At 72.6% G+C, this 23,287-nt stretch carries 20 protein-coding genes, 2 pseudogenes and 1 riboswitch; of the genes and pseudogenes, 9 read left to right on the top strand and 13 right to left on the bottom strand.

Annotated features, from left to right (window positions below; genetic code table 11):
- Window positions 1-38 precede the first annotated feature (38 nt).
- The 3 genes and pseudogenes from FU792_RS19295 to FU792_RS19300 form a co-directional block, all read left to right on the top strand.
- Window positions 39-350 (top strand): annotated as a pseudogene (locus FU792_RS19295) (helicase-associated domain-containing protein); the annotation flags it as partial.
- 64 nt (window positions 351-414) lie between these two features.
- Window positions 415-915 (top strand): hypothetical protein, encoded by a 501-nt coding sequence (locus tag FU792_RS17070; RefSeq protein ID WP_168714882.1) that lies wholly within the window; start codon window positions 415-417, stop codon window positions 913-915.
- A 223-nt stretch (window positions 916-1,138) separates the two neighbouring features.
- Window positions 1,139-3,059: pseudogene (locus FU792_RS19300) on the top strand (acyltransferase family protein).
- Window positions 3,060-3,078: 19 nt separating this feature from the next.
- Here the strand turns inward: FU792_RS19300 and FU792_RS12580 are convergent.
- The 4 genes from FU792_RS12580 to FU792_RS17370 form a co-directional block, all read right to left on the bottom strand.
- Window positions 3,079-5,061, bottom strand: a complete 1,983-nt coding sequence (locus tag FU792_RS12580) for a M13 family metallopeptidase (RefSeq protein WP_022925182.1) — start codon at window positions 5,059-5,061, stop codon at window positions 3,079-3,081.
- A gap of 58 nt (window positions 5,062-5,119) precedes the next feature.
- Window positions 5,120-5,302, bottom strand: coding sequence for a hypothetical protein (locus FU792_RS12585; protein ID WP_149814807.1), 183 nt, complete (start codon window positions 5,300-5,302; stop codon window positions 5,120-5,122).
- A 255-nt stretch (window positions 5,303-5,557) separates the two neighbouring features.
- Window positions 5,558-5,836, bottom strand: a complete 279-nt coding sequence (locus tag FU792_RS12590; RefSeq protein WP_028131049.1) for a hypothetical protein — start codon at window positions 5,834-5,836, stop codon at window positions 5,558-5,560.
- A 30-nt stretch (window positions 5,837-5,866) separates the two neighbouring features.
- Window positions 5,867-6,331, bottom strand: a complete 465-nt coding sequence (locus FU792_RS17370) for an NUDIX domain-containing protein (RefSeq protein ID WP_022925179.1) — start codon at window positions 6,329-6,331, stop codon at window positions 5,867-5,869.
- Between the two features lie 117 nt (window positions 6,332-6,448).
- Between FU792_RS17370 and FU792_RS12600 the strand changes: the two genes are divergently transcribed.
- Both FU792_RS12600 and FU792_RS16825 read left to right on the top strand, forming a co-directional pair.
- A complete protein-coding gene (locus FU792_RS12600) occupies window positions 6,449-7,339 on the top strand; it encodes an ABC transporter ATP-binding protein (RefSeq protein ID WP_022925178.1) in 891 nt (296 codons plus the stop codon).
- Window positions 7,336-8,931, top strand: coding sequence for an ABC transporter permease (locus tag FU792_RS16825; RefSeq protein ID WP_022925177.1), 1,596 nt, complete (start codon window positions 7,336-7,338; stop codon window positions 8,929-8,931). Before FU792_RS12600 ends, FU792_RS16825 begins: the two co-directional genes overlap by 4 nt.
- A gap of 203 nt (window positions 8,932-9,134) precedes the next feature.
- On the opposite strand, the gene FU792_RS12605 is transcribed toward FU792_RS16825, so the two are convergent.
- The 6 genes from FU792_RS12605 to ribD all read right to left on the bottom strand — a co-directional run bounded on the left by FU792_RS12605 (window position 9,135) and on the right by ribD (window position 14,467).
- The gene (locus FU792_RS12605) at window positions 9,135-9,866 is read right to left on the bottom strand and encodes a GOLPH3/VPS74 family protein (RefSeq protein WP_033418896.1); all 732 of its coding nucleotides are present in this window, start codon (window positions 9,864-9,866) and stop codon (window positions 9,135-9,137) included.
- A gap of 39 nt (window positions 9,867-9,905) precedes the next feature.
- Complete coding sequence (locus tag FU792_RS12610; protein ID WP_022925175.1) at window positions 9,906-10,844, bottom strand: hydroxymethylglutaryl-CoA lyase; 939 nt, start codon at window positions 10,842-10,844, stop codon at window positions 9,906-9,908.
- Window positions 10,845-10,921: 77 nt separating this feature from the next.
- Complete coding sequence (gene ribH / locus FU792_RS12615) at window positions 10,922-11,383, bottom strand: 6,7-dimethyl-8-ribityllumazine synthase (protein WP_022925174.1); 462 nt, start codon at window positions 11,381-11,383, stop codon at window positions 10,922-10,924.
- The gene (ribB, locus tag FU792_RS12620; RefSeq protein ID WP_022925173.1) at window positions 11,380-12,621 is read right to left on the bottom strand and encodes a 3,4-dihydroxy-2-butanone-4-phosphate synthase; all 1,242 of its coding nucleotides are present in this window, start codon (window positions 12,619-12,621) and stop codon (window positions 11,380-11,382) included. Before ribB ends, ribH begins: the two co-directional genes overlap by 4 nt.
- The gene (locus FU792_RS12625; RefSeq protein WP_022925172.1) at window positions 12,618-13,217 is read right to left on the bottom strand and encodes a riboflavin synthase; all 600 of its coding nucleotides are present in this window, start codon (window positions 13,215-13,217) and stop codon (window positions 12,618-12,620) included. The genes ribB and FU792_RS12625 overlap by 4 nt, the downstream gene beginning before the upstream one ends.
- On the bottom strand, window positions 13,217-14,467 hold the full coding sequence (gene ribD, locus FU792_RS12630; RefSeq protein ID WP_022925171.1) for a bifunctional diaminohydroxyphosphoribosylaminopyrimidine deaminase/5-amino-6-(5-phosphoribosylamino)uracil reductase RibD: 1,251 nt from the start codon (window positions 14,465-14,467) through the stop codon (window positions 13,217-13,219). Before ribD ends, FU792_RS12625 begins: the two co-directional genes overlap by 1 nt.
- Before the next feature lie 118 nt (window positions 14,468-14,585).
- A riboswitch (FMN riboswitch) is annotated at window positions 14,586-14,716 on the bottom strand.
- A gap of 202 nt (window positions 14,717-14,918) precedes the next feature.
- On the opposite strand from ribD, the gene FU792_RS12635 reads away from it, so the two are divergent.
- Window positions 14,919-16,598, top strand: coding sequence for a DNA repair helicase XPB (locus tag FU792_RS12635; RefSeq protein ID WP_022925170.1), 1,680 nt, complete (start codon window positions 14,919-14,921; stop codon window positions 16,596-16,598).
- Here FU792_RS12635 and FU792_RS12640 read toward each other — a convergent pair.
- From FU792_RS12640 to FU792_RS19305, 3 genes are all read right to left on the bottom strand, one after another.
- The gene (locus tag FU792_RS12640) at window positions 16,544-17,224 is read right to left on the bottom strand and encodes an ABC transporter ATP-binding protein (RefSeq protein ID WP_022925169.1); all 681 of its coding nucleotides are present in this window, start codon (window positions 17,222-17,224) and stop codon (window positions 16,544-16,546) included. The two genes, FU792_RS12635 and FU792_RS12640, sit on opposite strands and share 55 nt — an antisense overlap.
- Window positions 17,225-17,235: 11 nt before the next feature.
- Complete coding sequence (locus FU792_RS12645; RefSeq protein ID WP_149814808.1) at window positions 17,236-19,143, bottom strand: hypothetical protein; 1,908 nt, start codon at window positions 19,141-19,143, stop codon at window positions 17,236-17,238.
- Window positions 19,144-19,223: 80 nt separating this feature from the next.
- Window positions 19,224-19,502, bottom strand: a complete 279-nt coding sequence (locus FU792_RS19305; protein ID WP_084485173.1) for a lactococcin 972 family bacteriocin — start codon at window positions 19,500-19,502, stop codon at window positions 19,224-19,226.
- Between the two features lie 131 nt (window positions 19,503-19,633).
- On the opposite strand from FU792_RS19305, the gene FU792_RS12655 reads away from it, so the two are divergent.
- Genes FU792_RS12655 through FU792_RS12665 form a run of 3 tightly spaced genes read left to right on the top strand, consistent with a single transcriptional unit; the run spans window position 19,634 to window position 23,255 of the window.
- Window positions 19,634-20,341 (top strand): response regulator transcription factor, encoded by a 708-nt coding sequence (locus FU792_RS12655; RefSeq protein ID WP_028131047.1) that lies wholly within the window; start codon window positions 19,634-19,636, stop codon window positions 20,339-20,341.
- Window positions 20,342-20,358: 17 nt separating this feature from the next.
- On the top strand, window positions 20,359-21,849 hold the full coding sequence (locus FU792_RS12660; protein ID WP_022925166.1) for a sensor histidine kinase: 1,491 nt from the start codon (window positions 20,359-20,361) through the stop codon (window positions 21,847-21,849).
- Window positions 21,850-21,893: 44 nt separating this feature from the next.
- A complete protein-coding gene (locus FU792_RS12665; protein WP_084485172.1) occupies window positions 21,894-23,255 on the top strand; it encodes a S1C family serine protease in 1,362 nt (453 codons plus the stop codon).
- Window positions 23,256-23,287: the final 32 nt, after the last annotated feature.

Below are 23,287 nucleotides of genomic sequence, written 5' to 3' on the forward strand. Positions count from 1 at the left end.
CGGTCGTGGCGGGTGACGCCGGCGGTGCCGCCGACCTCATGGAGCCCCTGGTCCCGGCGGCCGTCGACCACGTGCTGCTGCAGGCCGACCTCACCGCGATCGCGCCGGGCCGGCTGGACGGAGCGGCACGGGCGCTCATGCGGCTCGTCAGCGACGTGGAGTCGCGCGGCGGCGCGAGCGTGCACCGCTTCGGCGAGGAGAGCGTGCGCCGCGCGCTGGACCTGGGGTGGACCGCCGACCGGGTGCTCGAGGAGCTGGCCGCCGTCTCCCGCACCGGGGTGCCGCAGCCGTTGGACTACCTCGTCCGCGACGTGGCACGGCGGCACGGGGTGGCCCGGGTGGGGGCCTGCTCGGCCTACCTGCGCTGCGAGGACGCCGCGCTGCTGGACCGGATCGAGCGGGACCGCGCCCGGCATGCTCCAGTGGCGACGGATCGCCCCGACGGTGCTCGTCTCACCGGTGCCCGCGCCCACGGTGATGGACCTGCTGCGCGAGGAGCAGTACGGCCCGGTCGCCGACGGCGGCGACGGCGGGCTGGAGCTGGCAGGTGCCCGGCAGCACCGGGCCGCCCCGGCCGCGACCCCGGCGGTGCGCACCCACGGCGTCGACGAGGTGGTGGCCCGCCAGGTCGTCGGGGTCATGCGCCGCGGCGACACCGGTCGTGCGGCGAGCCACGACGAGGAGGGCACGATCACCGACCCGGTGGTGGTCGCCGCCACGCTGCGCGAGGCCGCGGTGGACGGGCAGGCGCTGTGGATCGGGTATGCCGACGACGTCGGCGGCGTCGCCACCCACCTGGTGCGGCCGCTCGCGGTCGAGGCCGGCCGGGTGCGCGCGAGCCTGGGAGACGCCGACAACGACAACGTGCGCACCTTCTCGCTGCACCGGGTCACGAAGGTGCGTCCGGCGCGGTGAGCGGCGGCGACACCGGGGGCATCGGCACGGTGACCGCCCCGACGACGGCGGCGGGCGCGGACCCCGTCGGCTGGGACGGCGGGGCGGGCAGGGGGCCACGGTCCGAGGTGGAGCACCCGGTCCTGGAGGCGCACCACCGTCCTGAGCTGCACGGCCTGCGCGGCCTCGCCATCGCGCTGGTCGTGGTCTTCCACGTCTTCGGGACGGGCGCGTCTCCGGCGGCATCGACGTCTTCCTGTCGATCTCCGGCTTCCTCTTCACCGGGATGCTGGCGCGCGAGGCGGTGCGCACCGGCGGGGCGGTCCACGTCGGGCGCTACCTCGGCCGGATCGTCCGCCGCCTCCTGCCGAGCGCGGTGCTCGTCCTGGCCGCCACGTGGGTCGCGGGCCGGCTGCTCCTGCCCGAGACGCGGTGGGAGCAGCTGGGCCGGGAGCTGCTCGCCGGCCTCACCTACCAGGAGAACTGGGAGCTCATCGACTCCCAGCTCGGCTACGGCGCGGCGGGGGCGCTGACCAGCCCGGTCCAGCACTTCTGGTCGATGTCGGTGCAGGGGCAGTTCTACCTGGTGTGGCCGCTCGTGGTGGTCGGGTGCGTGCTGGTCTCGCGGGCGCTGCGCCGGTCGGTGTGGCCGGTGCTGCTCGTGACTGTCGCCGGGGTCACGGCGGCCTCGATGGTGTGGGCGGCCCGGTTGCACCTGGCCGACCAGCAGGTGGCCTACCTGCACACCGGCGCGCGGCTCTGGGAGCCGGCGCTCGGCGGGGTGCTGGCGCTGCTCGCCCTCGAGCGGCGGCTGCCACGGGGCGTGCGCGTCGTCTGCGGCTGGGCCGGCGTCGCGCTGGTCGCCACCTCGGGGCTCGTGCTGGACGGCGCCGCGCTCTTCCCCGGCCCGGCCGCGCTGTGGCCGGTCGGCGGCTTCGCGCTGGTCATGGCTGCCGGGTCGACGGGCACCCGGTGGGGCGCCGACCGGTGGCTGTCCGGCCGGTGGCTGGCGTGGGCCGGCGACATCGCCTACCCGCTCTTCCTCTGGCACTGGCCGATCGTGGTCTTCACCCTCGTCGTCACCGGGCGGGACCGGCTGGGGCCGCTCGACGGGGCCCTGGTGATCCTCGCCTCGGTCGTCGTCGCGCACCTGACCCACACCCTCGTGGAGCGCCCCCTCACCGGCCCGCCACTGCGGCGGCCCTGGCGCGTGGTCCTCGTCGGGGCGCTGGTCGTCGGGCTCGGCGCCGGTGCGCTCGGCGCCTGGAGCTCCACCCTGGTCCAGCAGCGCGAGGCCGCGCTCGCGCAGGCGGCGCAGGACGACCCGGCCTACCCCGGGGCCGCGGCCCTGGGCGAGCCCGGCTTCGGCAACACCGGCGCCACCCCCGTGCCGGACCTGGCCGCCGCGCCCCGGGACAACGCCGACGTCTACGACCAGGGGTGCATCCAGGACCACGCGGACACCGAGGCGGCCTCCGAGGTGCTGGTCTGCGAGGGCACGGCCCCCGGCGCCGACACCACGCTGGTGCTCACCGGCGGCTCGCACATGGTGCACTACCTGCCCGCCCTGCAGGTGGTCGCGGAGCAGCAGGGGTGGGACGTCGTCGTCATCAGCCGCTCCGGGTGCCACCTGAGCGCCAACACCGGCGACTACCCGACGGCGACGGACGCCCTCCCGACGCACAGCTGCGTGGCGTGGAACGACGCGGCGCTGGAGACCTTCGTCGAGCTCGACCCGGACGCCGTCTCACCTCGGCTCGACCACCCAGCCCGGCAGCGAGCAGGTCTCGCGCGGCTTCGTCGACGTCTGGGACGAGCTGGACCGGGAGGGCATCGAGGTCATCGGCTTCCGCGACACCGCGCGCCTGCCCCAAGGGGTGCCGGACTGCCTGGCCGAGCAGCCGGAGGACATCGACGGCTGCGGTATGCCACGGGCGCAGGGCTACCGCGACGCGCCGCCCTGGACCGGTCGCGACGACCTGCCCGGCAACGTCTCCTTCGTCGACCTGATCGACGGCGTGTGCACCGACGAGACCTGCCCGCCCATCGTGGGCGACGTCGTCGTCTACAGCGACCACAGCCACCTCACGGCGACCTACGTCCGCACCCTCGCGCCGATGCTGGACGCCGAGCTGCGGCGGGTGGCGCCGCAGCTCTACCGCTGAGCCGGCGGCATACCCGCTCTCAGAAGATCCGGACCCGCTCCTGCGGGTCGAGCCAGAGGCCGTCGCCCTCCTGGGTGCCGAAGGCCTCGTGGAAGGCGTCGACGTTGCGCACCGTGTTGGCGCGCAGGTCGGCCGGGGCGTGCGGGTCCACGGACAGCAGCCGGCGGGCCTCCTCCTCCCGGGCGACGGTGCGCCAGACCGAGCCCCAGCCGAGGAAGAAACGCTGGTCACCGGTCCACCCGTCGACCTCCGGGGCCTGGCCGTCGGTGGCGATGCGGTAGGCGAGGTGGGCCAGCTCGAGGCCGCACAGGTCACCGATGTTCTCGCCGACGGTGAGGCCGCCGTTGACCGTCGCGGTCCGACCCGGGATGTCGCGCGGGGAGAAGGCGCCGAACTGCTCGACGAGCCGCTGGCTGCGGGCGTCGAAGGCCTCCCGGTCGGCCTCGGTCCACCAGTCGGTGAGCGATCCGTCACCGGCATACCTGCTGCCCTGGTCGTCGAAGCCGTGCCCGATCTCGTGCGCGATGACCGCCCCGATCCCGCCGTAGTTGGCGGCGTCGTCGGCGTCGACGTCGAAGAAGGGCGGCTGCAGGATGGCCGCCGGGAAGACGATCTCGTTGAGCATCGGGTGGTAGTAGGCGTTGACCGTCTGCGGGGTCATCAGCCACTCGTCCGGATCGATCGGGCCGCCGATCTTGCCGAGCTCGCGGTCGGTCTCGAAGGCGGCGCCGCGGCGCACGTTGCCGACGAGGTCGGCGGCGTCGAGCTGGTAGGCCGAGTAGTCGCGGAAGGCGGGCGGGTGGCCGATCTTGGGCCGGAAGGCCGCGAGCTTCTCCAGGGCGCGCTCCTGGGTCTGCTCCCCCATCCACTCCAGCTCGGTGATGCGCTGCCGGAAGGCCTCGGTGACATGGGCGACCAGCTCGGTCATCCGCTCGCGGGCGGCCGGCGGGAAGTGGGCCTCGACGTAGAGCTCGCCCGCCGCCTCGCCGAGCAGCGCCTCGACCAGCCCGACGCCGCGCTTCCACCGCTCCTTGTTGGCCGGCGTGCCGGACAGGGTGCGGCCGTGGAAGTCGAAGTGCGCCTCGACGAGGTCGTCGGTGAGGTAGGGCGCGAGCGAGTCGACGAGCCGCACGACGAGCCAGGCCTGCCAGTCGGCCAGCGGCACCTCCTGGAGCGCCTCACCGACGGCGGCGAGGACGTCGGGCTGCCGGGCGACGACCGCGTCGAGAGCGCCGTCGGGGGCGCCGAGTCCCTGCGCCCAGGCGTCCCAGTCCCAGCCGGGCGTCCGCTCGGCCAGCTCGGCGCGGGTGAGCCGGGTGTAGCTCTTGACCGCGTCCCGCGCGGCGACCCGGTCCCAGTGCGCGGCGGCGATCCGCTCCTCGAGGGCATACAGGCGCTGCACGGCGTCGTCACCGAGCACGTCGTCGAGGCCGGCCTCCGCGAGGGCCGGGGCGGCCAGGTCGAGCAGGCGGGCGAGGTAGGCGCGGTAGGCGTCGCGGACCGCGGCGTGCTCGTCCGCGGTGTAGTAGGCCTCGTCCGGCAGCCCGATGCCCCCCTGGTGCAGGTAGGCGATGTAGCTGTCCGGATCCCCCGCGTCCGCGGTGACCCACACGTGCGCCAGCCCGTCGACGCCCTCGCGCTGCAGCCGGGCGGACAGCCCGACGAAGGCGCTCGCGTCCGTGACCTGCGCGACCTGCCGCAACGGCTCGACCAGGGGGTCGAGGCCGACCCGAGCCACCTGCTCGGTGTCCATGAAGCTGGCGTAGAGCGCGCCCACCTTGCCGGCCGGGGTGTCCAGCGCGGGCTGCCGCTCGGCGGCGCGCTCGATGAGGTCGCGGACCGCGGACTCGGCGTTCTCCCGCAGCGTGTCGAAGGCGCCGTAGCGCGACCGGTCCTCCGGGATCGTCGCGGACGCGAGCCAGCCCCCGTTGACGTGCGCGAAGAGGTCGTCCTGCGGGCGGACGTCAGCGTTCATGGTGTCGCGGTCGATCCCTGACTTCATGCCCCCCACGGTATGCCGTGCCGCCGCGCGGTTCGCGCCCAGCAGGCTTGCCGCGGTGTCAGGCGCGGCGGCCCCGCGCGCGCGGGTGTGTCCACCAGGAGAGGCCTGCCAGGATCGTCCAGCCAGCGGCGATGAGCAGGTTCCAGACCAGCCCGTCCTCGAACCACCGCCTGCCCAAGGACCATTGCACGAAGAAGAAGATCCAGAAGCTCGCTGCGAAGACCGGGAATGCCCACCTCATCAGGCGAGCACCTTTGCCCTCACCGAGCGCCGCTACCTCACGGCGCTGGTCCTCCCGTGTCCCCGGGCGCCAGCGCCCGTCCTCGCCCATCGGCATACCGCGTGAGTATGCCAGTGCGGACCGGGCATCTCCGCCCGCAGCGTCCGCGCGAGGCCTCAGGCCACCGACCCGCCCGGCCTGAACGGCTCAGGCGTTCATGTGCGCGGCTGAGCCGGCCGGCCCGGGCGTGTCTCGGGACGGAGCACGCATCCTGCGTCAGGTGCGGCGAGCCCGTGCGCGCAGGTGCGTCCACCAGAAGGCGATGGCCATGAACGTCCAGGCTGACGCGAAGAGCACGTACCAGATCAGCCCGTCGTCGAACCAGGTCCTCCCTTGCCGCACCCCGAGCAGCACCCCGGCCCAGAAGAGCACCGCGAAGACCGGCGAGGACCACCTCAGCAGACGGACATCGAAGTCGTCCCCGCGCGCGGCTGCCTCGCGTCGCTGGTCCTCGCGCGTCCCCGGTCGCCAGCTCCCGTCCTCGCCCATCGGCATACCGCGTGAGTATGCCAGCGCGGGCAGGCCTTAAAGCAGGTCGGCGAGGGCGTCGGGCACGAGCCGGGGCAGGTCGACGCCGGTCGCCGGGCGCCACACCCCGACGTCGCTGGGCGCGTCGAGCACCGGGAACGGACCGGCGCCGAGCATCGCCCGGCCGGTGAAAGTCGCGTCGTGGACCACGATGTACTCGTGCCCGGGGCGGCCGTTGAAGACGAAGATGTTCTCGATGACGCCGAGCCGCCCCCCCACCTCGAGCTCGGCGCCGAACTCCTCGCGGAACTCACGCCGCAGCGCCTGCTCGGAGGTCTCGCCGAACTCGATCCCGCCGCCTGCGGGCCGGTGCAGGGTCTCGTCACGCGCGGGGTCGAGGTATTCGGTCACGAACAGCGCGCCCGTGCCCGGGTGGCGGATCAGGGCGAGGCTGAGCACCCTGATGTGCGTGGGCGGCAGGTAGTCGCTGGCGCTCACCCCGGCCGGGGTCTCCTCGGTCACCTGCGCAGCGTAGTCCGGGGCGGACCGACCTGCGCCCCGGCATACCGCCGCTCCGACCGCGCAGGTGTCCCCGCGACGTCCGGCGAAGCGGCGGTGACGAGGAGTAGCGTCGGCCGCGTGGACGCCATCGAGCTCGTCGAGGTCACCAAACGGTTCGGCACGACCACGGCGCTGGACCGGCTCACCATGTCGGTCGCGCAGGGCGAGGTGCACGGCTTCCTCGGTCCCAACGGCTCGGGCAAGTCGACCACCATCCGCGTCCTGCTCGGGCTGCTGCGCGCCGACTCCGGAACCGCGCGGCTGCTCGGGGGCGACCCGTGGGCGGACGCACCCGCGCTGCACCGGCGCCTGGCCTACGTGCCCGGTGACGTCGCGCTGTGGCCCGGGCTCACCGGTGGCGAGGTCATCGACCTGCTCGGACGGCTGCGCGGCGGGCTGGACCAGGGCCGTCGCGCCGATCTGCTGGAGCGCTTCGACCTCGACCCGACCAAGAAGGGCACGACCTACTCCAAGGGCAACCGGCAGAAGGTCGCGCTCGTCGCGGCCCTCGCCTCGGACGTCGAGCTGCTCCTCCTCGACGAGCCGACGAGCGGGCTGGACCCGCTCATGGAGGCGCAGTTCCGTCTCGTCGTCGAGGCCGAGCGCGAGCGGGGCCGGACCGTGCTGCTCTCCAGCCACATCCTGTCCGAGGTCGAGCACCTCTGCGACCGGGTCTCGATCATCCGCGCGGGGCAGATCGTGGAGTCCGGCACGCTCGCCGAGCTGCGCCACCTCACGCGCACCTCCGTGGTCGCCGAGCTCGCCGTGCCGGTGCCCGCCGGGGTCGCCGACGCGCCCGGTGTTCACGACGCGCAGATCGAGGGTCACCGCCTGACGTGCCAGGTCGACGACACCGAGCTGGGCTCGGTGATGTCGCGGCTCTCCGCCCTGGGCATCCGGTCCATCACCTCCACCCCGCCGACGCTGGAGGAGCTCTTCCTGCGGCACTACGACGAGTCGGCGCCGTGACCGGCCTCGGCGAGCTGGTCCGGCTCGCGGCTCGGCGCAGCCGGTGGTTCTATCTCGCCTGGGTGCTCGCGCTCACGGTCGTCGTGCCGGCCACGGCGGCCGCCTACGAGCAGATCATCGACCCCGACAACGCCGACCTCCTCATCACCACGATGACCGCCAACCCGACGATGCGGGCGATGCTCGGCCCGCCCGTGGACCTCACCACCGCGGGCGGGTTCACCGTCTGGCGGGTCGGCACCTTCGTGGCCGCGATGACCGCGATCATGGCCGTCCTCGGCATCATCCGCTCGACGCGGGCCCAGGAGGAGGACGGGCGCACCGAGCTGCTGCGCTCCGGCGCGGTCGGGCGGCACGCCCCGCTCGCCGCCGGGATGCTCGTCACCGTGGGCGCCTGCCTGGCTCTCGGGGTGCTCGTGGCCGGGGCCATGACGGCCCTCGGCGAGCCGGTGGCCGGGTCCGTCGCCTTCGGTGCCGGTCTCGCGCTCGTCGGCGCCACCTTCGCCGGGGTCGGGGCGGTCGCCGCCCAGCTGAGCGCGTCGGCGCGCACCGCCCGCGCGATTGGGATGTGGACGATCGCGGCGGCATACACCCTGCGCGCGGTGGCCGACGGGTCGAGCGACGAGGCAGTGTCGCGGCTGGCCTGGGGCTCGCCGCTGCAGTGGATGGCGCTGGTGCGGCCGTATGCCGGTGAGCGCTGGTGGGTGCTGCTGCTGCCCGCGGCGGCCGGCCTGCTGCTGCTCGCCGGCGCCGTGGCGCTGGAGGCGCGACGTGACCACGGGTCCGGGCTGTGGGCGGCGCGGCGGGGCCGTTCGGCTGCCCCGGCGGGTCTGCGCAGCGGCGCCGCCCTGGCGTGGCGGCTGCACCGGGGTCAGGTCGTCGGGTGGAGCCTGGGGATGCTGCTCTTCGCTCTCGCCATGGGCTCGTTGTCGACGAGCTTCGCCGACATGCTCGAGCAGGTGCCGCAGCTGCGGGTCGTCTTCGAGCGCATGGGCGGCGGCGCCGAGCAGCTGGCGGAGGCGTTCTTCGTCGCGATGCTGGGCATCGTGTCGGTCGTCATGGCGGTGGTCGCGGTGCAGCTCTTCGGGCGGCTGCCCGAGCAGGAGGAGCGCGGGCACGCCGAGCTGGTGCTCTCGACCGCCCTGCCCCGGGGCCGGTTGCTCGCCAGCCACCTCGTCATCGCCGCCGCCGCGCCGGTGCTGCTGCTCGCCGCGGTCGGGGCGGTCCTCGCGCTCAACCAGGCGCGGGCCACCGGGGACGCGTCCTGGGTCGCGCAGACCGCGGGAGGTGCGCTGGCCCTGGCACCGGGCGGTCTCGTCGCGCTCGGGGTCGCGGTGCTGCTCCACGGGTGGGCGCCCCGGCGCGCGTGGCTCGCCTGGGTGGTCGTCGGGTGGAGCCTGTTCATGGTCTGGGTGGGCACGGCGCTCGGCCTGCCGGAGTGGCTGACGCGGCTGACCCCGTGGGCGGCGCTGCCGCAGCTGCCGGTGGAGGAGATGGACTGGGCCGCCGTGCTCGGCACGCTCGCGGCCGCGGTGGCGCTCATGGCCCTGGGCGCGGTCGGCTACCGACGGCGGGACATCACCGGCACCTGACACCCGCGAGCGGTCCACCCCGGGCGGCCCCGATCCCACGTGTCCGGATCATCCGACCACCGCGTCGTCCACCGAGAGCCTCGAGGTCACTCGAGAGCCTCCTCAAGGAGGCTCGCAGGTGACGAACCGGCTGCCAGTCACGCCACCGGCCCGCCCACCACCGGGCGGCGACGCCGATGGACGCGGGAGCACGGGCATACCTCTCAGAGCTCGCCGAGCACCCGCACCAGCGCGCGCACCGGCAGGCTCAGGAGCCGGCCGGCGCCGACCACCACGTCCAGGAACTCCAGCGCCTCCCCGACCCCGGAGAGGACGTCGCCCATGCCCTCGGCGACGTCCCGCCCCTCGACCCGCTCGCGGGCGTCGTCACCCAGTGTCGACGGGAAGTAGTGCAGGTCGGTCCGCAGCGTCTCGACGATGACGGCGGCCCGGTGGTCGAGCGTGAGGACGTCCTCGCCAGGGAAGAGGGTCGGCAGCAGGCCGAGCTCGAAGACAAGGGCGACGAGCAGCGCGGTATGCCGGTCCGGTCGCCGGTCCACCCCCAGCGCCTCGCGCAGCCGGGCGAGGACGCCCGCCTCACGGTGGGCGTCCCGCGGGAGGTGCCGGGAGCGGTTCAGCCAGCGCCGGCGGAGCGCGCCGGAGCCCCGCAGCCGCGCCAGCAGATCCTCGACCTCACCGCGACGAGGGCGCTTCAGCTCGGCCGGGCGCTGCCCCACGACCTGCTGGGCCACCTGCTCCAGCAACCGGTCGCCACCCGTCGTCCCGCTCAGGCCGGCCACCAGCACGCCGTGGTCGTCCAGGGCCAGCCGGCGACGTGCGAGCAGCTCGACCACGAGCGACACCCGCACCGCCGCACGGACGGCCGGGCGCCGGACCAACCAGGTGCCCGTGCGGTCGTCAAGCAGCAGCAGGATGAGCTCTTCCCCCAGCAGCATCGACCCATCGTAGGCCGCCGACACCCCGCCGGGAACGGCTCAGCCGCCGGCGAGCGCCCGCACGACCCGCGAGGGAGCCGGTCGGCCGAGCTGCTCGGCCATCCAGGTGCTGGTCCGCACGAGCGCGTCGAGATCGGCGCCGTGCTCGATGCCCAGGCCGTCGAGCGCCCACACCAGGTCCTCGGTCGCGAGGTTGCCGGTGGCGGACTTGGCATACGGGCAGCCGCCGAGACCACCCGTCGAGGCGTCCACCACCCGGACCCCGCGGCCGATGGCGGTCATGGTGTTGGCCAACGCCTGGCCGTAGGTGTCGTGGAAGTGCACCGCGCTCTGCTCCGGGCCGATGCCTGCGTCGTCGAGCGCGTCGAGGAGCCGGTGCACGTGACCCGGGGTGCCGACGCCGATGGTGTCGCCGATCGAGAGCTGGTCGCAACCGAGGTCCATGAGCCGGGAGCAGACGTCGACGACCTGCTCGACCGGCACCGGTCCCTCCCAGGGGTCGCCGAAGCACATCGAGACGTAGGCCCGCACCCACGCGCCGGCGTCCAGCGCGCGCTTGACCACGGGCGCGAACATCTGGACCGACTCCTCGACCGACCGGTTGAGGTTCTTGCGGGCGAAGGTCTCGGTGGCGCTGCCGAAGATCGCGATCGAGGTGACGCCACGCTCCAGGGCACGGTCCAGGCCGCGCTCGTTGGGCACGAGGACCGGACGCTGCCGCCCCGTGCCGATCTCACCCAGCTCGTCCAGCAGCTCCTCGGCGTCGCCGAGCTGGGGCACCCACTTCTGCGGGACGAAGCTCGTGAGCTCGACCGTGTCCAGCCCGGCGGCGAGCAGCCGCCGCACGAACTCGGCCTTGACCTGCGTCGGCACGACGGACTTCTCGTTCTGCAGGCCGTCGCGGGGTCCGACCTCGTAGATCGTCACCCGGTCGGGCTGGCCGGGCAGCGGCTCGGTCATCGGCAGGGTGCGGCTCATGCCGTCAGCCTCTCAGATGCCGCCACGGCAGGGGTGAGATCCCCGGCCCGAGCAACCTCACGCGACGCCCGGTCGGTTCAGCCCAGGGCCAGGGCGGTCGCGACGGCGGCGGTCGCGGCCTCGTGGCCCTTGTCCTCGCCCGACCCCGGCAGCCCGGCACGGTCGAGCGCCTGGTCCTCGTCGTCACAGGTCAGCACGCCGAAGCCGACGGGCACGCCGGTCTCGACCGACACCTGGGTCAGCCCGGAGGTCGCCGCCTGACAGACGTAGTCGAAGTGCGGTGTGCCGCCGCGGATCACCACACCGAGGGCGACGACGGCGGCATACCCCTCCCGGGCCAGCCGGGCCGCGGCCACCGGCAGCTCGAAGCTGCCCGGCACCCGCACCTCGCGGACGTCCTCGACCCCCATCTCGGCCAGCGCCCGCCGGGCGCCGTCGAGCAGACCGTCCATGACGACCTGGTGCCACGACGCGGCGACCACGGCGACGCGCAGCCCGCTCCCGTCGACGCTGAGGGTGGGTGCTCCGGCCTTGCTCATGCTGTGCTCCTCGTCTCGTGGGTCGGGGTCGTCAGGTGCGGGGAGTGCCCGAGGCGCTCCACCTTTGTCCGCAGGTATGCCTGTGCCTCGGCCGGCGCCGGTCGTCCCGACGGCAGCGTCTGCGCCACGACGAGGCCGAGGTCGGTCAGCGCGCTCACCTTGTCGGGGTTGTGCGTGAGCAGCCGCAGCGGCCGCCCGGCCTGCCCGAGGTCCTCGAGGATCGCCGCGGCGACGGAGTAGTCGCGCGCGTCCACGGGCAGCCCCAGCGCCTCCTGCGCGGCGACGGTGTCGAGCCCGCCGTCCTGGGCGGCATACGCCCGCAGCTTGTCGACCAGCCCGACGCCGCGGCCTTCGTGCCCGCGCAGGTAGACCACCGCGCCACCCTCGACAGCGACCCGCGCCAGCGCGTCCTGCAGCTGCGGCCCGCAGTCGCAGCGGTGCGAGCCCAGGGCCTCGCCGGTGAGGCACTCGGAGTGCACGCGCACCAGCGGGCTCGGCCCCGGGTCGGGGCGTCCGAGGAGCGCGAGGTGATCGACGCCGGTCACCAGGTCGCGGTAGCCGTGGACGACCAGCTCGCCGTGCTCGGTCGGCAGCGTCGAGCTCGCGACCCGCTGCACCCGGTCGTGCCGCTGCCGGTAAGTGACCAGCTCGGCGATGGTGAGGACCGGCAGGTCGTGCTCGGCCGCGAGCGCACGCACCTGCGGACCGCGCAGCATCTCGCCCTCGTCGTCGACCAGCTCGCCGATGACGCCGACAGGCGCGAGGCCGGCGAGCCGACACAGGTCGACGGTGGCCTCGGTGTGGCCGCGCCGGGCGAGCACGCCGCCGTCGCGGGCGCGCAGCGGCACGAGGTGACCGGGTCGCCGCAGGTCGGCGTTGGTGCTGCGCTCGTCGGCCAGCACCTGCGCCGTGCGGCAGCGGTCGGCGGCGCTGATGCCCGTCGTCACGCCGGTCGTGGCGTCCACGGTGACGGTGTATGCCGTGCGCAGCTCGTCCTCGTTGGCGGCGTCGGCCACCATCGCGGGCAGCCCCAGCCGGTCGGCCCAGGCGCCGGGCATCGGCGCGCAGAGGAAGCCCGAGGTGTGCCGGACCGCCCATCCGGTCCACCCCGGGGTCAGCGTCTGCGCGGCCAGGACCACGTCACCTTCGTCCTCCCGGTCCTCGTCGTCGAGCACGAGCACCGGGCGACCGGAGCGCAGCGCGTCGAGCGCCCGGGGGACCGCCGCGACGGCGCTCATCGGGCGAGCTCCGGGTCGAGCAGCCGCTCGGCATACTTCGCGAGCACGTCGACCTCGACGTTGAGCGCCTCGCCGGCGCCGCGACGGCCGAGCGTGGTCAGCCCGAGGGTGGTCGGGATGAGCGAGACCTCGAACCAGTCCGGCCCGACCGCGGAGACGGTGAGGGAGACGCCGTCGAGCGCGACCGAGCCCTTGTGCGCGACGTAGCGCGCCAACCGCGGCGGCAGCGCCAGCCGGACCACCTCCCACCGCTCCCCCGGCGTGCGCGAGACCACCGTCGTGGTGCCGTCGACGTGGCCCTGCACGACGTGGCCGCCGAGCCGGCCTCCGACCGGGAGCGAGCGCTCGAGGTTGACCGGGTCGCCCACAGCCAGACCGCCCAGGGTCGTGACGGCGAGCGTTTCGGCCATGACGTCGGCGACGAAACCGTCCTCGGTGCGCCGCGTGACCGTCAGGCAGACGCCGTTGACGGCGATCGAGGCGCCGTGGGTGGCGTCGGCGGTGACGAGCGGGCCGCGGATCACGACGACGCTCGCGTCCGCGCCGTCGGTGCGGGAGACGAGGGAGCCGAGCTCCTCGACGATGCCGGTGAACATCAGGGGACCTCCTGGTCGGACGGGGTATGCGCGTGCTCGCTCGACGCCGCGTGAACAGCAGCGGTGCCGGTGGACGCCGAGGCGGCGCTGTGGGTGGGTGCGGAGCCGTTCCGGGTCGTAGCCGGGCCGGGCACCGACCGGAGCCGCAGCTGCAGGTCCGGTCCGAGCCGGTCGACGTCGACGAGCTCCAGGCGCGCGGCGTCGGCGAGGGTGCCGATGCCGAGGTCGGGGACAGCACCGGGCCCGGCACCGAGCAGGGCCGGCGCGAGGTGGACGAGCAGCTCGTCGACCAGCCCGGCCCGCCAGAACGCCCCGGCCAGCGTCGGGCCGCCCTCGAGCAGCACGCTGTGCACCCCGCGACCGCGCAGCTCGGCCAGCACCTGCGCCGGGTCGTGGGTGCGCAGGTGCAGCACCGGCCCCTCTTTCGACGACACCTGGTCGTCGCGAGGTCCTTCTCCCGACGACCAGCCGTCGGCGTTGCCCTCTCCCGGCACCATCTCCCCCGCCCGCGTCTCCCCCAGCCGGCTCCCCGCGGGCAGGTCCCGGTGGCCCACGACGACCCGGAGCGGTTGGTCCGGCAGGAGCCGACCGGCGCGGTCCCGAGCGGTGAGCGAGGGGTCGTCGGCCAGCGCGGTCCCGGTGCCGACGACGACAGCCCCGACCCGCGTCCGCACCTGGTGCGCCTCCGCGCGTGACTCCGGCGAGGTGATCCAGCGGCTGGTCCCGTCGGCCGCGCCGACCCGGCCGTCGAGGGTGCTGGCCACCTTCCACGTGACGTGCGGGCGCCCCAGCGTCGCCGCCCGGGACCAGTCGGCCACGACCTGCTCGGCCCCGGTGTGCCGGTGCTCGCGCACGACGACCCCCGCCTCCCGGAGCACCCGGGCACCGCCACCGGCGTGCGTGGGGTCGGCACCGGCATACACGACCTGCGTGATGCCGGCGGCGACCAGCGCGTCGGCGCACGGCGGCGTCCTGCCGTGGTGCGAGCAGGGCTCGAGCGTGACGACGGCGGTCGTGCCACGCGCCGAGTCACCCGCCGCGGCGAGCGCCACGGCCTCGGCGTGCGGCGTCCCGTGGCCGGCGTGGAAGCCCTCCCCCACGGTCACGCCCTCGGGGTCGAGCAGGACGCACCCGACCCGCGGGTTGCGGTCGTGGCGGGGCCCGCACCGAGCCAGCTCGACCGCGCGGTCCAGCGCGGCCTCGACCGCGGCCGTTGGCGGCGCGGGGTGCAGGGTGTGGTGGCCGGTCACCCGTCGTCCTCTCCAGGTCGGTGCCCGGGGACGTGGGGAGGCTGCGGGGACGACGGCGACGCCGCCACGGGTCGCGAGGCGTGCCCGCGACGGGTGGGCGGACGGCCAGGCCGCCGACCCACGCGCTGCCTCCCTTCCGGACTTTCACCGTCGGTCCTGGAGTTCCACCAGGTCAACCGGCCGCTGGCTGCGGTCGGGTCGCGGACTGTCACCGCCGGCTCGGAGTTTCACCGACCCCGGAGCGCGTATGTCGTTCCCTGCCAGTCTAGCCCCGCCTTCCCCACCGAGCGTCGCGGATGGTTGCCCAGCTCCCCACCGAGCGCCGCGAATGGTTGGCCGGTACCCCTTCGAGCGTCGCGAAGGGTTGGCTCGGCAACCACAGGCGACGCCCGGTCGGGTGGTGGTCGCGCGTCGCGGAATGCGCGCGGGGCGGCATACCGTTATCCGCACGATGAACGGCCCCCTGATCGTCCAGTCCGACAAGACCCTGCTGCTCGAGGTCGACCACGACGGCGCCGAGGCGGCGCGACGCGACATCGCGCCCTTCGCCGAGCTCGAGCGCGCCCCCGAGCACGTCCACACCTACCGCGTCACCCCGCTCGGCCTGTGGAACGCCCGTGCCGCGGGCCACGACGCCGAGCAGGTGGTGCACGCCCTCATCGAGCACAGCCGCTTCCCCGTGCCGCAGTCGCTGCTCGTCGACGTCGCCGAGACGATGGCCCGCTATGGCCGGCTCACGCTGACCAAGGAGGTCGTCGGCTCCGGCGAGGGCGCGGGCGAGCCCCGCCTGGTGCTCCGCACGACCGACCGCGCCGTGCTCGCAGAGGTGCTGCGGCACAAGAAGATCAAGCCCCTCGTCGGCGACCGGATCGACGACGACACCGTGCTCGTGCACCCGTCCGAGCGCGGCCACCTCAAGCAGGAGCTGCTCAAGGTCGGCTGGCCCGCGGAGGACCTCGCGGGCTACGTCGACGGCGAGGCGCACCCGATCGAGCTGGACACGAGCGACTGGAGCCTGCGGCCCTACCAGCAGCAGGCGGTCGACGGCTTCTGGGACGGCGGCTCCGGTGTGGTCGTGCTCCCCTGCGGCGCCGGCAAGACGCTCGTGGGCGCGGGCGCGATGGCGAAATCGGCGACGACCACCCTCATCCTCGTCACCAACACGGTGAGCGCGCGGCAGTGGCGTGAGGAGCTGCTGCGGCGGACCTCACTGACCGAGGACGAGATCGGGGAGTACTCCGGGTCGCGCAAGGAGATCCGCCCCGTGACGATCGCGACCTACCAGGTGCTGACCCTCAAGCGGAAGGGTGTCTTCCCGCACCTGGACCTGCTGGACGCGCGCGACTGGGGGCTCATCGTCTACGACGAGGTGCACCTGCTCCCCGCGCCGATCTTCCGGATGACCGCCGACCTGCAGGCGCGGCGCCGGCTCGGGCTGACCGCCACTTTGGTGCGCGAGGACGGGCGCGAGTCCGACGTCTTCTCGCTCATCGGGCCCAAGAGGTATGACGCGCCGTGGAAGGACATCGAGGCGCAGGGCTACATCGCGCCCGCCGACTGCGTCGAGGTGCGGGTGACGATGTCGGAGTCGATGCGGATGGCGTATGCCGTCGCGGAGCCGGACGAGCGCTACCGGTTCGCGGCGTGCGCCCCGGCGAAGGACGCCGTGGTCGACGAGCTGGTGCGACGGCATACCGGAGCCCCGACGCTGGTCATCGGGCAGTACCTGGACCAGCTCGAGCAGCTCGCCGGGCGGCTGGACGCGTCGCTCATCACCGGCGAGACGACGGTGCCGCAGCGCCAGGAGCTCTTCCGGGCCTTCCGCGAGGGCGAGATCAGCCTGCTCGTGGTGAGCAAGGTGGCGAACTTCTCGATCGACCTGCCCGAGGCGAGCGTGGCGATCCAGGTGTCGGGGACCTTCGGGTCGCGGCAGGAGGAGGCGCAGCGGCTCGGCCGGGTGCTGCGGCCCAAGGGCGACGGGCGGACCGCGCACTTCTACACGATCGTCGCGCGGGACACGGTGGACGCGGAGTTCGCCGCCCACCGCCAGCGCTTCCTCGCCGAGCAGGGGTATGCCTACCGGATCGTGGACGCCGACGACTTGGCCGGGTTCTGCGAGACGTCGGACTGACCAACGTCGATCACCACGTCGGCATCTTCGATCAACTGTTCGTCATGAGTAGCCACGACAACAGTGGCACCACGTTCGGACTGAAGCCTCAGTAACTCGTGCACCATCAGCCGGTTCTCCTGATCCAGCGAAGCGGTCGGCTCGTCAGCGAAGACAACAGCGGACTCCTTGGCTATCGCCCTGGCCAGACTTACTCGCTGCTTCTCTCCCCCACTCAGCGCGGCCACTCGCTCGGTTTCGCGACCCTCCAGTCCCACGCGCCCCAAGGCACGGCACGCTCGCTGCGCCCGGTCGCGGCGCGGATACCCCAACAGAGCGATTTCAACGTTCGCCTGGACGGTGTCCTCGTGAATGAGGCCATAGTCCTGGAACACGAAGGTGGCCGAATCTCGCCAGAAGCGGAGTCTGCGCCGTGATGACCACCCCCCGGCGTCGTCACCATTAACCAGCATCGTGCCGGTCGAGGGACGCAACAGGAGGCCCATCACGTGCAAAGCGGTCGTCTTGCCGCTTCCGCTTGGCCCGGCGAGCGCAAGGATCTCACCTGGGCTTGCCAGGATCGAGACCTCTCGCAGTGCGACGTGTCCTCCGACGGACACGGCAACGGAGTCTGCAGACAGTTTCATGACGTCCCTTCCTAGCTGGATGCTCGCGTGAGAACGGAGATGACCTGGGCCTGCGCTGCCGCACGATGAACCGCGGCAGACACCATGCCTGCAATGAAGGGCAGTAGCGACGCGGTGACCAGAACAACCGGTGTGTGGTCCTGGAACAGCAGCAGTATGGCGCTCGCCGCGAGGGCGATCCCCACGTCAACAATGATGGGGGTTCGGAGTAGGGCAAGCCACGGCCGTCCGGCTGTCCGGTTCACCGTGAGCCTGGTCGCGCGAACGGCCCAGTAGACACGCGCACCCAGCGAGGCGGCGACAAGCCACGCCGTGACGAGCATCCCAACCGCAACGGTGCGAAGGAGAGCCGCGCGCTCTGCCTGCTGTGCTTGTAGCAGTGCGACATCAGCAACGCGTTCGATCGATAACAATGAACTTCCCAATCCCTCATCAGCGATATGCGTCGCCAACGAACCGGCGTCTTCGAAGAGGATGTTGCCCGTAGACATTGCCGAGAGGACAAACGCTGGCTTCATCACCTCGACGTCGGGCACGACGAGAACTAGGGGGCGCTCCAGATTGCTGAACTCCTGGGCACCTGCGCCGCCCAAGAAGCGGGAATCAGCTTCGGCCGTCTGCATCGTGGGCAATGGTCGCTCGGACCAGAGATCCCAGGATGCTTGCAACTGTGAGCGAGTGACGTCACTGACACCCTCAAGAGCGGACACGTCACCTTCGAGATTCATAAGTTCAAGGTAGGTCTGGTCCACGATCACCAGACCATCGAAGTTGTCGCCTCGCCAGAAACCGGGATCCTCTTCGAAGAGCACGTAACTGAGGGCCGAATCCTCGGCCGGAGTTCTGGCAATTACCTCACCTGCGGCGTGCTCAAGCTTCTGGGTTTCAATAGATAATCCGCCCAGCCTCGTCACGACGTGGGACGACAGCGGCTCCCAGGTCTCTAGGCCGCGCGCCTGTTGCCGCTGCACGTGGACCGAGACCACCAGTGCAGGCAGTGCGAGAGCGACCGTCACCATGGTCAAGGATCGGAGGACGTCCGCTGCCCTTTTGTGCCCTCGCCGCGGGACACTGCGTTCGGCCAGGTGCTGTGCCCGGGGAAGGTTGAGCAGTGTGCTCAGCGACGCTGATAACACCCCCCCAACTACCAGCGCCCCTACCAACGTCGATGAGATGACGAGGTAGCCAGGCAGGTGCTCTGGTCCGCGCCGCACGAGCAGGAGTGCCCAGGCGCAGACCGAGACCAGCAGACCGGCCGGCGCTGCAAGACGCAGGAAGGCACGTCCTTCGTAGAGGACCACACGGGTCAGCGGCTCACCGTGAAGGACCAACAGCGCCCTGCGGCGGGCGCGACTCGCGGACCAGGCCGCAACGGTAAGAACCAGGAGTAGCAGGCCCGCTAAGCTGGCCGGACCCGCCCCGGTGTCGAGCAGCACGGTCGCCCATACCGTGGGGGTTGAGACGCTATAGCTGGTGGCTGCCACGCCGATGCCGCCGAGGGCATCCTCGACCTCCGAGAGATCCGCATCGCTCGCCCCGACCAGGTAGATCTTTCCCGCCATGGAACTGCTGCCCAGGTCTGTCAGTGGGACTAGATCCCCCCGGAGGCGTCCGTCATACCAAGAGAATGCCCTGCGCTCTTCAGGTGCCTCCGGTCCAGCTACGAACAGGTCCCTAGCTCTGGCCGGCGACTCCGCCCCCACAACGGGCTTGACGATGAACAGGCCGCGGTCCGCGGCCACCCTCTCCAGAGTCGCAACAAACTCGCGCTTGGCAGGTGGCGGATCACCAACATCCACGCTGATGCTGACAGTCGCCCCCAGGGGTCGCAACTGCTCGTCAATGGCCATGAAAGTCGCTGCCACGTAGCATAGAAGTGCTGTTACAGCAGCAACGGCCGCTATCACGAGTTTGTTCACGATCTCCCTCTCCGACCGGCACGGTGCGGGCGACCCTTTTTCGCCCGCACCGCGCACCCCGCTCAGTTGGTGTTGCTGAATCAGCAGAGCCAGTAATAGTAACTCCTATTCCAGCTCCACCACAGGCCCGCCTCCGAGAAATTACCTGCAGCCGTCTGGATGCTCCTGCTCTCGGCACCATTCGGGTCTGTGACAGTAGACCCGTGACACTGCGACGGATGGTTGTACCGAGACACGGCTTTCTGCCAACTGTAACCGTAGCGCCACTCCCCACCTTCATTTGGGTACTCAACTTCGATGGCGTTCGACGGTGAAGCCCCCACTACCGAGAGCGTCCAAGCGAGCGTCAGCGCTGACACCCCCCCCCGGGGAACGGCACAACCATGTGCCTCAGAGTCTACGCAACCATGACAAAGCGTCCAGGTCCTTGTTCCGCAACACCCAGATTACTCCCAGTATATTCTCAGCCAACATGACCACTGTGTTCACCATGAGTGCCACTGCGACCGAACCGGAGGCCACCCTGCTGGTGGTCGAGGACGAGACCAACATCCGGGAGCTGCTTACCACGAGCCTGCGCTTCGCCGGCTTCGCGGTGCACGCGGCCGCCGACGGGCGCAGCGCGCTGCAGCTCTCCGGCGAGCACGACTTCGACCTCGCCGTGCTCGATATCATGCTGCCGGACATGGACGGCTTCACCGTGACCCGCACCCTGCGCGAGCGCGGCCTGGACCTGCCGATCGTCTTCCTCACCGCCAAGGACTCCCTGGACGACAAGATCAAGGGCCTGACCGTGGGCGGCGACGACTACGTCACCAAGCCGTTCAGCCTGGAGGAGGTCGTGGCGCGCATCCGCGCGGTGCTGCGCCGCACCCGGGTCGCCGAGGAGGGTGACGACCACGCGCTGCGGGTCGCCGACCTCGAGCTCGACGAGGACAGCCACGAGGTGCGCCGGGCCGGCAAGGTCATCGAGGTCTCCCCCACCGAGTTCAAGCTGTTGCGCTACCTCATGCTCAACCCCGGCCGGGTGCTCTCCAAGAGCCAGATCCTGGACCACGTGTGGGACTACGACTTCCGCGGCGAGATGAACATCGTGGAGTCCTACATCTCCTACCTGCGGCGCAAGATCGACGTCGTCGGCGAGCCGCTCATCCACACCAAGCGCGGCGTGGGCTACGTGCTGCGCGAGCCGCGCTGAGGCGGCATACCCCTCCCGTGCTGCAGCACCTGCGCCGCGCCGCCTACTCCAAGCTCCACCGGCTGTCCCTGACCCGACGTCTGGTGACCGTGCTGGTCCTGCTGGTCCTGGCGGCCTACCTGCTCACCACCTCGGTCACGATCACGATGCTGCGCGGCTACCTCGTGGACCGCGTGGACGCCGACCTCAAGACCTACATCGACCCGCTCGCGGAGCGGGTGTCGGCCCAGCTGCTGGAGGACGCGACCGGCCAGCAGAGCTCCAGCGCCGAGCTGTGGCTGCCGCCGAACTCCTACTACATCCTGCTCACCCCGGGGGAGCGCTCCTCGCGCACGATCACCCTCGCCTCCCGCGGCATGGACGACACGCCGGACCTGCGCCGGGTCGACCTCGACGACGACCGGCTCGGGACACCGTTCACCGTCGGCAGCACCGAGGGGGTGGGGACCTGGCGGGTCCTGGCGGTGCCGCTCGACGAGCGGCAGGACGTCTTCACCGGCACCATCGCGGTCGCGCTGCCGCTGGACGAGGTCGACAGCACCGCCCGGCAGCTGGCCTTCCTCACCGTGGTCATCGGCCTGACCACGATGGTCGTCGTCGGGGTGCTCGGGTGGTTCGCGGTGCGCCGCGCCTTCCGCCCGCTGAGCCGGATGGAGGACACCGCGGCGGCGATCGCGGCCGGCGACCTCACCCGGCGCATCCCGCCGCCCGGCGCGCGGGACGAGGTCAGCTCGCTCTCGGAGTCGCTCAACGGGATGCTCGCGCACATCGAGCACTCGTTCGCGGTGCGCGAGGCCTCCGAGCAGCGGATGAGGGACTTCGTCGCGGACGCCTCGCACGAGCTGCGCACCCCCCTCGCGACGGTCAAGGGGTATGCCGAGCTGCACCGCTTCGGCGCCATGACCGACCCCGAGGACGTCGCCGGGGCGATGCGCCGGATCGAGGACGAGGCCACCCGGATGACCCGGCTCGTCGAGGACCTGCTGACCCTGACGCGGTGGGACTCCCAGCCGGAAATGGCCCCCACCCGGGTCGACCTCACGGTGCTCGCGTCCGACGTCGTGCAGGACGCGCGGGTGCGGGCGCCGCAGCGCGCGGTGCGGCTGGTGCCGCTGGACGGGGCCGAGCCGGACGCCGCACCAGTCGTGACCGGCGAGGACGGCGCGCTGCGGCAGGTGCTGACCAACCTGGTCGCCAACGCCCTGGCGCACACCCCGGACGGCACCCCGGTCGAGGTGGCCGTGGGGCGCACCGGCGAGCGCGTCGTGGTGGAGGTGCGCGACCACGGGCAGGGCCTGTCCGACGGCACGGCCGACCGCGTCTTCGAGCGGTTCTACCGGGCCGACAAGTCTCGGAGCCGGGCCTCCGGCGGCACCGGGCTGGGGCTGGCGATCGTCGCCGCGATCGTCGGGCGCCACCAGGGGTCGGTGCGGCACACCCCGACGCCCGGGGGTGGCGCGACCTTCCGGGTCGAGCTGCCCGCGGACCGGCGTCCAGGGAACTCATAGCCTCTGCCCAGGCTCCCCTGACGTCGGCGTGATGTCATCGGACCATGACGACGCCACAGCACGACCCGCAGGACCGGAGCGCCGACCAAGCGTCCCGGGCCGACGCCACCAGCCCCATCCACCCGGATGCCACCGCGCCGGTCCCCCGGGCCGAGGGTTCTCGGGCCGAGGAGTCCCGGGCCGAGAGCCCCCGGGCCGAAGAATCCCAGGCCGAGACCTCCGCGACCCAGGCTCCCCCCGCGGCGCCCCCGGCCGCCCCCCGCCGAGAGCGCCGCCGCGTCGGCGACATCGCGGTGGCGAGCGTGCTCGCGGCGCTGCTCGCCTCCGGCGGCACCTATGCCGCCATCCAGCTCGCCGAGGACGGCTCCGGGCAGGCGGCGCAGGAGAGCACCCAGGAGACGGAGGACGAGCAGGCCTCCGGCGACGCCGAGGGCACGACCGTGTCGCTGACCGGCGAGCAGGACTGGGCCTCCGTGGCCGACGCGGTGACGCCGAGCACCGTCTCCATCGCCGTGGCCGGCGCCCAGGGCGAGGCCTCGGGGTCGGGCGTGGTCTGGGACGACGAGGGGCACGTCGTCACCAACTCCCACGTCGTCGAGGGTGCCCAGGAGGTGCAGGTCACGCTGCCCGGCGGTCGCTCCTACTCCGCCGAGGTCGTCGGCAGCGACCCCTCCAGCGACCTCGCGGTGCTGCAGCTGGACTCGGTGCCGGACGAGCTCACCCCGATCGCGGTCGGCGACGACTCCGCGCTCGGCGTCGGCGACCCCGTCATGGCGGTCGGCAACCCGCTCGGCCTGTCCGGCACGGTCACCACCGGCATCGTCAGCGCCCTGGACCGGCCGGTCACCACGCAGGGCTCGAGCCAGAACCCCGCCGACCCCAACTCCGCGGTCTTCACCAACGCCATCCAGACGTCGGCGGCGATCAACCCGGGCAACTCCGGCGGGGCTCTGGTCAACGCGGCCGGCGAGCTGGTCGGCATCAACTCCTCGATCGCCTCGCTGGGCTCGGCGATGGGCGGGCAGAGCGGCTCCATCGGCATCGGCTTCGCGATCCCGTCGAGCAAGGTGCAGCTCATCGCCGACCAGCTCATCGAGACCGGCACCGCGACTCATGCCTTCCTCGGGGTGGGCCTGGACGACGCCACGGCCGAGACCGACGGCGCCACCGTCTCGGGCGCCGTGGTCACCCAGGTCGAGCCGGACTCGCCGGCCGCCGAGGTCGGGCTCGAGAGCGGCGACCTCATCGTCGGCATCGACGACGAACCCATCACCAGCTCCACCGCCCTGGTCGGCCAGGTCCGCGAGCGCGGCGCCGGCGACGAGGCGACGATCGCCTACATCCGCGACGGCGAACGGGCCGAGGTCACCGTCACCCTCGTCACCCGGCCGGACGAGGAGGGCTGACAGCCCCCACGTCATCTGAGCGCCGGTATGCC

Source organism: Serinicoccus marinus DSM 15273, assembly GCF_008386315.1.
GTDB classification, from domain to species: domain Bacteria; phylum Actinomycetota; class Actinomycetes; order Actinomycetales; family Dermatophilaceae; genus Ornithinicoccus; species Ornithinicoccus marinus.